9 protein-coding genes are annotated in these 13269 nt (G+C 57.1%); 4 read left to right on the top strand and 5 right to left on the bottom strand.

The window, feature by feature from the left end; genetic code table 11:
• Positions 1-140: 140 nt before the first annotated feature.
• A complete protein-coding gene (gene dnaK / locus LOC70_RS13985; RefSeq protein ID WP_230254365.1) occupies positions 141-2078 on the bottom strand; it encodes a molecular chaperone DnaK in 1938 nt (645 codons plus the stop codon).
• A 342-nt stretch (positions 2079-2420) separates the two neighbouring features.
• Between dnaK and pheA the strand changes: the two genes are divergently transcribed.
• Complete coding sequence (gene pheA, locus LOC70_RS13980; protein ID WP_230254363.1) at positions 2421-3497, top strand: prephenate dehydratase; 1077 nt, start codon at positions 2421-2423, stop codon at positions 3495-3497.
• 20 nt (positions 3498-3517) lie between these two features.
• Here the strand turns inward: pheA and LOC70_RS13975 are convergent, their stop codons facing one another.
• From LOC70_RS13975 to LOC70_RS13965, 3 genes are all read right to left on the bottom strand, one after another.
• Positions 3518-4552 carry an AAA family ATPase gene (locus LOC70_RS13975; RefSeq protein WP_230254362.1) on the bottom strand — a complete coding sequence of 345 codons (1035 nt, stop codon included), beginning with the start codon at positions 4550-4552 and terminating at the stop codon, positions 3518-3520.
• 3 nt (positions 4553-4555) lie between these two features.
• The gene (locus tag LOC70_RS13970) at positions 4556-7162 is read right to left on the bottom strand and encodes a DNA gyrase subunit B (protein ID WP_230254360.1); all 2607 of its coding nucleotides are present in this window, start codon (positions 7160-7162) and stop codon (positions 4556-4558) included.
• A 261-nt stretch (positions 7163-7423) separates the two neighbouring features.
• The gene (locus tag LOC70_RS13965; protein ID WP_230254359.1) at positions 7424-9043 is read right to left on the bottom strand and encodes an outer membrane protein assembly factor BamB family protein; all 1620 of its coding nucleotides are present in this window, start codon (positions 9041-9043) and stop codon (positions 7424-7426) included.
• A gap of 283 nt (positions 9044-9326) precedes the next feature.
• Between LOC70_RS13965 and LOC70_RS13960 the strand changes: the two genes are divergently transcribed.
• Genes LOC70_RS13960 through LOC70_RS13950 form a run of 3 tightly spaced genes read left to right on the top strand, consistent with a single transcriptional unit; the run spans position 9327 to position 11934 of the window.
• A complete protein-coding gene (locus tag LOC70_RS13960; RefSeq protein WP_230254357.1) occupies positions 9327-9899 on the top strand; it encodes a DJ-1/PfpI family protein in 573 nt (190 codons plus the stop codon).
• Entirely contained in the window at positions 9899-11422 is a 1524-nt protein-coding gene (locus LOC70_RS13955; protein ID WP_230254355.1) for a hypothetical protein, read from the top strand. The genes LOC70_RS13960 and LOC70_RS13955 overlap by 1 nt, the downstream gene beginning before the upstream one ends.
• A 35-nt stretch (positions 11423-11457) precedes the next feature.
• Positions 11458-11934: a YraN family protein gene (locus LOC70_RS13950; protein WP_390889070.1), complete on the top strand. Its 477-nt coding sequence runs from the start codon at positions 11458-11460 to the stop codon at positions 11932-11934.
• 30 nt (positions 11935-11964) lie between these two features.
• On the opposite strand, the gene LOC70_RS13945 is transcribed toward LOC70_RS13950, so the two are convergent.
• Positions 11965-13203: a M20 family metallopeptidase gene (locus LOC70_RS13945; RefSeq protein WP_230254351.1), complete on the bottom strand. Its 1239-nt coding sequence runs from the start codon at positions 13201-13203 to the stop codon at positions 11965-11967.
• Between the last annotated feature and the right edge of the window lie 66 nt (positions 13204-13269).

Genomic DNA, 13269 nt, shown 5'->3' with positions numbered 1-13269 from the left:
CGACTTGCACAAAAACCATGTCGAAAGGAGGCATAAAAAAAGCGAGCGCCCATTCGGCTGCCGAAACAGCCGAACGAGACTCGCCGTTATCAAGAACGTGCGAGCCGAAAGGTGAAACCATCCGACTCACATCGGTTAGGTCATTCTTTGACTTCGAACTCCGCGTCGATTGCGTCGTCGTCATCACCGCCTCCAGCAGCCGCGCCGGCGGCTCCTGAAGCATCGGCTCCCGCGTCACCCGCAGCGTCCGTCTTCTCGTACAAGACTTTGCTGAAGGCTTGCGATGCGGCTTCCAATTCATCCGAGGCGGCTTTGATCTCAGCCAAGTCATCGCCTTCGGCGGCTTTCTTGACTTTTTCGATCGCAGCGTTCATCGGAGCCTTGTCGTCATCGGACAGCTTCTCATCGTTTTCGGTCATCAGCTTCTCGAGCTGGTAAACCTGCTGGTTCACCTTGTTGCGAGCTTCCACCAACTCGAATTGACGCTTGTCTTCTTCGGCGTTGGCTTCGGCATCTTTTTGCATCTGCTCGATGTCGCTCTCGGACAACGCACCGCTGTCTTTGATTTCGACGTTGGCTTCTTTTCCAGTCTTCAGTTCCTTCGCCGAAACGCTCAGGATGCCGTTTTGGTCGATGTCAAATTTGACTTCGATCTGAGGCACGCCACGCGGGGCGGCTGGAATGTCATCCAGATTGAATTCAGCAAGCAACCGGTTGGCGTTGGCCATCTTGCGTTCACCCTGGAACACGCGAACGGTCACCGCGGTTTGATTGTCGGCGGCGGTGCTGAAGACGTTCTTCTTTTCCGCCGGAATCGTGGTGTTGCGTTCGACCAAAGCGGTCATCACACCACCTTCGGTTTCAATTCCCAAGGTCAATGGAGTCACGTCCAACAACAACACGTCGTTGCGATCACCCGCCAAGACGCTGCCTTGAATCGCAGCACCAACGGCGACAACTTCGTCGGGGTTCACACCTTGGTGCGGGTCCTTTCCGAAGATGCTTTTGACAACTTCACGAACCTTTGGCACTCGCGTGCTACCACCGACCAAGACGATCTCGTCGATGTCTTTGGGATCCAAACCAGCATCTTTCAATGCTTGCAACACTGGGCCGCGGCAACGTTCCACCAAATCATCAATCAGCTCTTCGAATTTCGAACGAGTGATCTTCATCGTCAGGTGCTTCGGTCCGGAAGCGTCCATCGTGATGAAGGGCAAGTTGATGTCGGTTTCTGGCAACGAGCTCAGTTCTTTCTTGGCCTTTTCGCAGGCTTCTTGCAAACGTTGCAGTGCCATCGCATCGTTCCGCAGATCGATGCCGTTTTCCTTTTGGAATTCGCTGGCAACGTAGTTGATCAAGGCTTCGTCAAAGTCGTCGCCACCGAGGTGCGTGTCACCCGAGGTGCTGACCACTTGGAAGACTCGGCTTTCCTGCTCTTCGTCACCACTGTCGGCAACTTCCAAGACGGAAACGTCGAACGTACCACCACCAAGGTCAAACACGATGATGCTTTCGTCTTTGGTCTTGTCCAAACCATAAGCGAGAGCAGCCGCGGTGGGCTCGTTGATGATCCGCGCGACTTCCAAACCTGCGATCTGCCCAGCGTCTTTGGTCGCTTGACGTTGCGCGTCGTTGAAATAAGCGGGAACGGTGATGACGGCCTTGTTGACCTTGTGCCCCAAGTAAGACTCAGCCGATTCCTTCAGTTTGCGAAGGACTTTGGCCGAGATTTCTTGAGGCGTGTATTCGTTGTCGCCAACTTGAATTTTGACGTAGTCACCTGCTCCACCGGTGATGCCGTAGGGCACCATTTTTTCTTCCGATTGAACTTCGTTGTGACGACGCCCCATGAAACGCTTCGCCGAGTAAACGGTGCGTTTCGGGTTGGTGACGGCTTGACGTCGGGCTGGTTCGCCGACGATGGTCTCTTGCTTGTCGGTGAAAGCGACGACACTGGGTGTCAGTCGGTTGCCTTCGGGGTTGGGAATGACCTTGGGCTCACTCCCTTCCATGATCGCAACCACGCTGTTCGTGGTCCCGAGGTCGATACCAATGATTTTTTCGCCTTGTGCCATGGTGCGGGTACTCCTGTGTCCGAACGGGATGGTGGTGTCAGTGTTTGGTAATGAATTTGTTATTCGTTGGGCCGACCGGGGCACCTTGGCGGTCCATTTCGTCAGCCTTTTGTCTCGATCGCCAGATATGGCAAGATCTGTGCCAGAGGCCTTTCTTCGCTCTACTTGCCAAAACGACACACACAGAAAACACAGCAATTCACTGCTTTTTCGCAACCCAGCATCCTTTCAAAAAATCTTTAAAAACGATTTTGGCAGCCCCTTCTCAACCCGCCCCCATGCCACAATGCCGGCTTGCCAAATCGGCAGTCACCCTTTGCTCTTGCCCGAATTTTCGCCCGAATGAGCACACCTGAATCACGCGATACGATCCGTTCCATCGATCAACAGATCCTGGAACTGCTGCAGCGACGCTGCCTCGCCATGAAAGCGGATGACGACGGCAAAGACGATGAGCGCCAAGTCAGCATTTCTTGGGCGCAAACTCTCTGCATCATTGACCAACTTGTCGCGGACCAAGCCAACTCACCCATTGGCCAAGACGACCAACGCGACGTGCTACGTCACATCGCCTCGACATGCTGGCGAGCATCGCATCCAGGTGCCTACGCGTTCCTGGGTCCGATGGACAGCTACAGTCACTTGGCGGCGATTGCTTATTTCGGCGAAGGCGCCAACCTGCTGCCCGTCAGCTCCATTGGCACCGTCTTCGAAACGGTGGGACGTGGCGACTGCGCCGGCGGTATCGTGCCGATTGAAAATAGCACCGACGGACGAATCGTGGACACCTTCGGCAGACTCTCCCAAGGCGAAGCATCGATCGTGGGTGAGGTCCAATTGGCCATCCATCATCAACTGCTGGCGATGTGCGATCGCGAATCCATCACTGAAGTGCACAGCAAACCTCAAGCGATCTCGCAGTGCCGCCTTTGGCTGAACACTCATCTGCCCAAAGCAAAATTGATTGAGTGCAGCTCGACCGCCGCCGCAGCAAAACTCGCCGCCTCTCAACCCGGCATCGCGGCGATCGCCAGTGAAGCGGCCGGTCGTCGACAAGGATTGCGAGTGGTGGGCGCGAACATTGAAGACAATCGGAACAACGTCACACGATTCGCCGTGCTCGGACATGATCAACCCACGCCAAGCGGAAACGACAAAACCACGCTGCTCTTCCAAGTCGCTCACCAACCCGGTGCCCTCGCCGATGTGATGGGCATCTTCAAACAGCACGACCTCAACCTGACCTGGATCGAATCCTTCCCTCAACCAGGTACCCACAACGAATACTTCTTCGTCGTGGAGTTCCCCGGTCACCAGCAAGACACGAAGGTCGCCAACGCCATCGAAGCGTTGCAATCCGCCACGCATCACACGCATGTGCTGGGCAGCTACGCGAAAGGCGCGAGGGCTGAGGGCTGAGGATCGCCAGCCGCGATTGGCTACAGAACGGACGCGGCACCGGCGGATTGCTCGGCGACCAAACGGCCCACCAAGTCCTCCACCGAGATCCCGTCGGCTTCCGCGGAAAACGTCGGCACGATTCGGTGACGCAAGACCGGCAAAGCCAATGCTTGCGCGTCTTCCAACGTGACGTGGGTTCGACCGTGCAACAACGCACGAGCCTTGGACGCCAGCACCAATTGCTGGCTCGCCCGAGGCCCCGGCCCCCATTGGATCCATTCCTTGACCCAATCTTTCGCGTCGGCTTCGTTGGGTCGAGCGGACCGAACCGCATCGATCACCCAATTCTTGACATGCTCCGGCAACGGAACGCGACGCACCACGGACTGGAATCGGCAAATGTCCTCGCCGCTGACCACCGGTTGGACATCCGCCAAATCGCCGGACGTCGTTCGTTCCACAATCTCGGCCTCTTGATCGCGTGACGGATAGCCAACCACAACATGGAACAGGAAACGATCGCGTTGAGCTTCCGGCAAGGGGTAAGTGCCTTCCTGCTCAATTGGGTTTTGCGTGGCCAAGACAAAGAACGGTTCTTTCAATGCATAGGTCTTGCCGCCCGCGGTGACCTCGTGCTCCTGCATCGCTTCCAACAATGCCGCCTGCGTCTTTGGCGGTGTTCGGTTGATCTCGTCGGCCAACAGCATTTGCGTGAACACGGGCCCAGGCCGAAACAACATTTCGCGATGTCCGGTTTCGTGGTCTTCCTGAATGATGTCGGTTCCGGTGATGTCGCCCGGCATCAAATCCGGCGTGAATTGAATCCGCCGAAAATCCAGGTTCATGGAACTGGCCAATGTTCTGACCATCAACGTTTTCGCCAAACCCGGCACGCCTTCAAGCAAACAATGCCCGCGAGCCAAGATGGCGATCAGCAACTGCTCGATCACCTCACCCTGGCCGACCACGATTCGGCCGACCTGCTCTTTGACCTGCGAAACGCTTTGAATCAACGCCTCCGCCACTTCAACATCCGAACCAGCAGAATCATCTTTGGGTGGCGGTGTGACCATGAATCAGACGTCCAAGTTTCGCACATCAAGTGCGTGGGTTTCGATGAATTCGCGACGAGGTTCGACCTTGTCGCCCATCAACAGTCGGAACATTTCGTCCGCCGCACCGGCGTCCGTCAGATTGACCTTGATCAACGTTCGGTTCGTTGGATCGAGCGTTGTTTCGCGAAGCTCTTCCGCGTTCATTTCGCCCAACCCTTTAAAGCGAGTCACTTGCAAGCCTTTTTCACCGGCGGCTCGAACCTCCGGCAACAACGCTCGCAAATCCTCCATTGGTCGTCGCAGGTCTTCCCCACGAACCAACTCGAAACGCGGGTTGGTCGATCCGGTTCGATCCATTGGGATCAAGTCTTGCAAACCAAACCCGAGCGGCTCCATGTCCTTCAAACCACTGTTGATCGTTCGCACTTCGTGCAGCTCAGCCAAGTGAGCGACCACTTTGGACGGTTCGTCACTCTCGGTGGCTTCGGCTTCCTCGACGGTCTCGTCTTCGGGTTGATCGATGTCCAGCGTCGCGTTGTTTTGTTCCAGGTAGGTCTCGACATCGGCTTGCTTCATGAACCAATGCTCTTCGCCTTGGATCGTCAACAAGAACGGCGGTAGCTTGCCCGTGACCGGATCGAAGCGTTCCGCGTGAACTCGAAGGCCAACACCGCGACGTTCCAACGCCACGATCGCGTCTTCCATGGACGCCAACGCCACGCACAAGGCTCGCATCGCATCGCCTTCCGCACTGCGACCATCCTCGGTTTCAAACCGGGTGTCATTCAGACCACGATCCAGCAACTGGCTCTTCATTTCGTCTTCGGACTGGACGTAGTACCGGTTCTTTCCTTGAGAAACCCGGAACAGCGGCGGTTGAGCCACGTACACGTGCCCGGCGGCCACCAACTGGTACATCTGTCGATAGAAGAAGCACAACAACAAGGTGCGAATGTGGCTGCCGTCGACGTCGGCGTCAGTCATGATGATGACTTTGTTGTAACGTCGACGTGAGAGATCTTGATCGGCTCCGATACCGGTCCCGATCGCCTGGATCATGGACTGGACTTCTTCGTTGGCCAGCACCTTGTCTTCGCGGCTCTTGTAAGCGTTGATGATCTTACCGCGAAGCGGCAGGATGGCTTGATACTCTCGCATCCGGCCACCTTCGGCCGATCCACCTGCCGAATCACCTTCGACCAAGTAGACTTCACACTCCTCCATGTTCTTGGAGATGCAGTCCCGGAGCTTTCCTGGCAGCCCGCCGCCGCCCAAAGCATCCTTTCGTTTGCGGAGTTGGTCTTTGGCCTTGCGAGCCGCTTCGCGAGCTTCCGCGGCCAACAATCCCTTCCGGACCAACGCCTTGGCCGTACGAGGATTCTCCTCCAAGTACTTCGTCAACGACTCGCCGACACCGCTGGTGATGATTCCGTCGACTTCACCATTGCCCAACTTGGTTTTGGTTTGGCCTTCGAACTGCGGGTGCGGTACACGGACGCTGATGACCGCCGTCAATCCTTCGCGAAAGTCATCACCGGTCGGCGTGGTGTTCTTGAACAGCCCTTCTTTCTTGCCGTAGTTGTTCAGGGTTCGCGTCAATGCCGAGCGGAAACCCGACACGTGCGTTCCGCCTTCGATCGTGTGAATGTTGTTGACGTACGATTGAACGGTTTCGGTGAACTCGGTGCTGTACTGCAGAGCGATGTCGTATTCGACTCCGTCCTTGCTGCCAACAAACTGAATCACGTCGCTGTGCAACGCATCGCTGGCACGGTTCAGGTGTTCCACGAATTCGACGATCCCGCGATCGAATTGATAGTCGCCGCCTTCGCCGTTTCGCTCGTCCAGGAACTTGATTCGCACACCACTGTTGAGGAACGCGAGTTCCTGCAAACGTTTTTGCAGCGTGTCGAAGCTGTATTTGGTGACGCTGAAGATTTGACCGTCCGCTTTGAACGTTGTCTTGGTTCCGGTCTTCTTCGTTGGACGGCCTTTTTGGATCGGACCGGTTGGCACACCGCGCTCGTAGCCCTGGGTCCACGTCGATCCATCGCGGCTGACTTCGACCTCGGTCCATTGGCTCAGGAAGTTCACCACGGTGACACCGACGCCGTGCAGACCACCGGAGGTCTGGTAAGCCCCTTTTTCAAACTTGCCGCCGAACTTCAACACGGTCATCACGCCTTCCAACGTGCTGACTTCTCGATCGAGTTCTTCGGACAATTGGTCGTGCCGGGTCACGGGAATTCCGCGGCCGTCGTCTTCGACCGTGACACTGCCATCGGTGTGAACCGTCACGCTGACGGCTTGAGCAAACCCAGCCATCGCTTCGTCGATCGAGTTGTCGACCACTTCGTAGACGAGGTGGTGCAAACCGCGAGCGGTGGTGTCACCGATGTACATCCCGGGACGTTCACGCACGTGTTCCAAGTCGGAAAGGTGCAACAAATCCTTGTCGGTGTACTCCGAGTTCGCCGCGGGACTGGTGGAAACGCGTTCCAACGGAGCCTGAGGGGACTGTTCGGTTTCGCCTGCTCCCGCATCGCCGGCAACCGCTCCGGCGGGCACTGCGTTGGGATCCTGGGTGGGGTCGTTCGAATCGTTGTCAGTCGAAGCAGAATCGCTCATGAATGGGCGGCCCGTGGAGGCCGTCAAATGCGGGGTTTTCGACGCGTTCAACCGTTCCGGTGACCCATCGAAAAAAGGCGTCAATTAGCAGGCAAGATTCTATCAAAAACCACGCCTTTGCGTTAGATCACGTGCCCAATCGGCCCCGACACCCCATTGGTCGGCCGCGATGATGATTTCCCCGGAAAACGGAGCCTCCGACCGAGGCTCCCATGGCACCGCCCCCCGTCACAGCGGGTGGTGCAGCGCATGCTTTGGAAATCAGAAAGGGCTGTCGCCGAAGGGATCGGCACCCCCGGCTGGAGCAAACGGATCCGCCATGTCGCCACCGAATGGGTCATTGCCATCGCCACCAAAAGGATTGCCGCCTGGATCAAACGGGGTCCCGGTACCCCCATCGGTTTTCTCCGGCTCCTGCTTCTCCAGTTCGGCCTCTTCCTCGTCCTTTTCCGGAGGAGCGGATGACTGAATCACCTTCGGTAACACCGCCCCCGGACGACGCAAGCACTGCATCGTGCCACGTTCGTTCACCAAATACAGACGATTCGTCGAGCGATTGACGACCAACGAATCGGGCTGAATGTTCGGGAAGCGGCCCAGCAGCTTGCCGTCTTCTGCCGCAACCACGATCAACGACCCCGCCATGCTGCGAGCGTAGATTTTGCCATCGATGCCGCCGAGCAGTTCCTGAACGCCGGGAACCATGTTCGGCCAGACGGAATAACCATCTTCGGCCGAGACACACATCAAATTGCCATAGGCCGTCGGGTAGAGGACCTTTTCGTCGTAAAAGATGGGGCTGTTGTAGATTGGCTCGCCCGTTGGACGACTCCACAACACCTCACCGGTACGTGTGGCTTTCAAGCCGTAGATTTGGCCGGACTCCGAGCCAAAGAAGAAACGTTCGCCGGACGCGACCGCCGGGGTACCACTGACAATTCCGTCGGTGTTCAGCCGGAACTGCACGTTGGGCTCACCCTCCAGTTCCATCAGATAAACAAAGCCGCGATCGGTTCCCCAGGCAACCTTGTTGGCATCGGCCAAGTGTGCCGGCATCTTCAAGGTGCCACCGGCAACGATTTCTGCAAACGGCGGTGGGATGGAATTGTTCAGGTCGTAGCAAACGATGCGACTGCCAACCGAAGGCACCACCGCATAACCATTGCAGTGCATGGCGCCTCCCGTGGGCACGTAATCCAGTTTGGTGACGCCAAATTCTTGACCATTGGCGACATCCAACTTGATCAGCTCACCGCCGTTCACAACGGTCACGTAGGTCTCATCGACTCCCAATCCACCGTACGTTCGCCCCGCACCTCCGACACGCTGCAGCCAAATCAGTTCGCCTGATTCCGCATCGCGACATTCCACCGTTCCGTCATTGGACAGAGTGTAGAAACGAATCATCGGCACTTTTCGCGTCCGCAGTTCGGCTTCGATGCCGCGACGTTTCAGCCGCAGGATTTCGAGCCGTCCCAAGCGATTGGCTTCATCCTCATCGACGGCACCACGCTTTTCCAGGTCCATGTCGACAGCGATCCGAGCGTAGACCGTCGCGTTCTCGTCGATCACTGGTTCTTCCGCCGCAGCATCGTCGGCCGAGACGGCTTCGGCTGGCTCCGCTCCTTGGGCGGACTTCTCAATGACTTCGACGAACAAATGGCTCATCGTTTGATGGACCACCATTTTCTGGTCGATGATCGATTGACGGCCAGCCGGAACGCTGAGGTTGCGTCGCCAAACCTCTTCCAACCCCAACTGCCGCGTTTCAACGGGGCCGAGCAATTGCGTGTCGGCCTGGGCCGTTCCCGACCAGCCGCCCGCTTGCGAAATCGCCAAGGCCACGGAGAACACGAACGTCGGAAGAGAGAAGCGTTGCATCACAGCAAAACCAGAAAAGAATAGGAGCCATCCGGAAGACCGTTCAGCATAATCCAGGATGCTGCCAGGAGCGAATTTCCGACAACAACGTTTTTCGCTACACTCCGTGACATTCCTGGGGACGCGAAAAAATCGCTGCAATCCGCGCAAACCATTGTCCTTTTTCGCGTTTAGAATGAGGCACGCTCTTCCCCCCCTGTTGAGACATCCACTGTTTCGAACAGCCCTCGTGGAAGTCAACGAGCCTCTCCTCTTTCGACCTTTTTCATTCACAGCAGGCAGAATGGCCAAGATACTGATGCTCGTCGGCGACTTCGTGGAAGACTACGAAGCCATGGTGCCCTATCAAATGTTGCTGATGCTGGGCCATGAAGTGACAACGGTCTGCCCCGGCAAATCCGCTGGCGACACGGTTGCCACCGCGATCCACGATTTCGAAGGACACCAAACCTACAGCGAAAAACCCGGGCACAACTTCGCCGTGACCGGTGACTTTGAGACGCTGAACGCTGGCGATTTCGATGCGTTGGTGATCCCCGGCGGGCGAGCCCCCGAATATCTGCGACTGAACGAAGAGGTGCTGGATCTGGTCCGACATTTCGCGGACAAAAAGCAACCCATTGCCGCCATCTGTCACGGTCCACAGATCCTGGCCGCTGCGGGCGTTTTGAAAGACCGCCAGTGCAGTTGCTACCCGGCCGTTTCCCCCGAAGTCCAGATCGGAGGCGGAACCTATGTGCCACCCGGTGATGGAATGGACACGGCTCACGTCGACGGGAACCTCGTGACTGCCCCCGCTTGGCCCGCTCACCCCGCATGGATGCGTGAATTCAACAAGCTTCTTTCGGCCGACTGATGAACGCTCCTGATCCGAAACGCATCGACCTCAGTTCCGGACTTCCACCGGATCACGTCGATGCGTTGAACGATCGCAAACGCGAACTGCAGTCGGAACTGGCTCGCGTTCGGCGAGAAGCCCACGCGGCCCGACTGGAAGCCAACGCCGCTCGGTTGGAGGCAACGGCGTCGCAGATTGAATCGGAGCTGCAGTCGCTCGAATCATCCGATCGAGCCGCTAGCGGATCCGAGACACCAGGATTCTCACCGGCCAAGCTCCAACACCCCGCTGCCCAACGGTTTGCCAGCTGGGGCGAAGTCCGTGAAGCACTCGAGACTTTCACCAAAGTCGCCACCCGGCGGGACGCGGCACACGGGCCAATGGTGCGAGCGCCCAAGTTGCGGCGTTTGGCCGACCCCGACGCACGAACGAAGGAGTTCACTGAGCCGACCGACGACAACGCCTTCAAGGAAGACACACAGGTCGACACCGCTGACCTCGATTCATCCAACACTGACGACGTCGATGTCTCAGCTGCCTTTGACGACAAAGCACCGGCGGATTCAGCCTCGACCGTTAATCTGCCGGGCGTTGTTACCTCGGACGAAGAAACGGATACCGCCGGCCGACGTCGACGCCCCGCCGCGGTCATCATCAGCGCGGTCGTGCACGCAGTTCTGATTCTGGCTCTCGGGCTGTTCACGCTCAGCACAACGCGTCCCAAAGACCAGATGGCGTTCGCAGCCTCCACCGCCAGCGAAAGCGAAGAGTCCTCCTTCGAAACCTTTGCCATTGAATCCTCCGAACCCATCACGGAACCGACGGAAACTCAACCCGAAGAAACCCAATACGACGTCAGCGAGATCGGCGAGATGGCCATCGTCGACATCACTTCTACCGCGGTGAATCCCGTCGATTCCTCCGTTTCGAAGCTGTCGTCGCTGGCGAGTTCCAATTCGGCGACATCCCAAGCGATGCAGAAACTGTCCTCCGATGCAAAGTCGCAAATGGAGTTTTGCGGGGTCGAAGGTGGCGGGAACCACTTCGTGTATCTTGTCGACAGTTCGGGCAGCATGGGTGATGCATTCAAGTCCGCTCGCACGGCTCTGCTTCAATCGATCGACATGCTCGGTGAGAAACAACGATTCTATGTTGTGTTCTTCGATGCCGAGTGCGACTACATGACGCTGTCGGGCGCTGAACCTGAAAGCCGCAGCGTTTATGCCACCGCGCAAAACAAGCAATCGATCCGTAACTGGGCCATGCGAGTTTCGATGGACCGGGGCAAGGCACCGTATGAACCATTGCGATTCGCACTGGAGCTGAAACCTGATGTCATTTTCTTGCTTTCGGATGGTGAGTTCCCACAAGGCATCGAAGATTTGCTCAACGAAGAGAACCGGGTGACGAATCTATTTGGAGAATCCAATCCGATCAGCATCATCCACACCATCAGCTACCATTCCCGCGAAGGCGAGAGTCGCATGCGACGCATCGCAGAAAAGAACTTTGGGCAGTATCGTCACGTCCCCAAACCCTGAGCCGCACCGTGGGAACGCAATCGCTGTTTTCTCGGATTCACAAACGGCTTGCGTCGCTCTCAAATTGGCGGCGATTGATCCAGGACTGGTACCTTGATCGCCGCTTCGGCTCGATCAACCCAACGGCCCCGCTGGGCCGGCGCGGCGAACAGGTGGCCGCCAGAGAACTGCGACGCAAGGGTTTGCAGATCATCGCGGAAAGCGAATCGGACCGCGCCGGCGAGATTGACTTGATCGCCCTACGGAAAAAACCGCGATTGATGGTGTTTGTCGAAGTCAAAACACTCTCCACCACGCGCCCCGGCCATCCAGCCGATCGAGTCGACGAGAACAAACAGGCCCGCATCACCCGAGCAGCACTTCGCTACCTCAAACGAAAACGGCTGCTCGGCATCCCCTGCCGATTCGACGTGGTGGCGATTTGGTGGCCCCGAGAGGAACCGCAGCCAACTCGCATTGAACACATTGAATCCGCATTCGATGCAACCGGCGTGGATGCCTTCTTCGGATAAGCCCATCGCGTTCATCGAAGAACGCCACGTTCACTTCATGGCGAATGCTTGGATGGCATCGCGAAAGAGCGAAACGCCGGATTCCAATGACTCCACTTCGATGTATTCGTCCACGGTGTGTGCTTGCCGAATGCTCCCCGGACCACACACCACGCGGTGGCTCAGTGTTTCCAACGCCGCACCATCCGTTGCATAACAAACCGTCATCGGTTTTTGATCGGCGCCGTATTGCTGCGCAAGTTGACACATGCGAAGCAAAGCGGGATCGTCGATTGGCGTTTCCAATGGAGCGACCGCTGAATAGCCTCGAAACTCCAACCCCAATGCTTCGGCGGCGGCTTTGGCATCATCAATCAAACATGCTCCATCCACGTTTGGCATCGTTCGCCAATTCGCCCACAGCTCACTGCGATCCGGAACGATGTTGGTCGCTTCCGCGTGATCGCTGATCCCAAAATTGAACGTTAACGTCGGCGGATCAAACCGGTCGTCGCGAAGCATCGGATCGGACTGCACCCGTTCATGCAGTTCCAAAACGGTTTGCAACAAAGGAATCATCGAAACATTCGCATTGACGCCTTCATCGGTGCTGCTGTGGGCCGCTCGACCGTGCGACACCACACGAAAACCGCTCATGCCTTTGTGCGCGTACACAACCTGTAACTCAGTGGGTTCGCCGATCAACGTCAGCGGATCGTGCCGCACGATTTCTTGATAGGCTTCGCTCCTGCGCACCAATTCTCGGGCCCCGCGAAGCCCAACTTCTTCGTCAGCCGTGCAGACAATCCAAATCGGCGCGGACTGATCTTCTTGCTTGACCGCTTCGACCGCCGCCAACATCGCTGCGAGGGACCCTTTCATGTCGCAAGCCCCACGCCCATAGAGCCGATTGCCCTCCAAGACCGGCTGAAACGCTTTGCCCCCTGGTCCCGCCCATCGATCGGCGGGCACCACGTCGGTATGGCAAAAGTAAGCCACCCCCATTTGATTCTCGGGTGCGACAACGCTCCCTTCGCCCGAATTGGCTGAGATACCGTCCTCACCGGGCTCTGACAATTTGCCGGAATCTGACGTGGAACAGTGGGGTGAACGCTTGGCAATCAAATTGAATTTTGCGACACCTTCGCCGTCCAGGTATCGAGTTTGCTCACATTCAAAACCGAGAGACGCCAACCGCTTCGCTACCCATTCCGTGATTTCCTGATTGCTGGTGTGGCTGACCGTCGGGAAACCGATCAGTTCGGACAGTAGGCGAACAGCAAGTGACAAAGCGGAATCTCGTTAGAACGTCCTGGCGATTACGAATCATCAATTTAACCCTTCCAACGGTATACC

The sequence above is a fragment of the Rhodopirellula halodulae genome, from assembly GCF_020966775.1.
In the GTDB taxonomy this organism is placed as follows: Bacteria; Planctomycetota; Planctomycetia; order Pirellulales; family Pirellulaceae; genus Rhodopirellula; species Rhodopirellula halodulae.
This window is presented reverse-complemented; position numbering and strand designations above follow the sequence as displayed.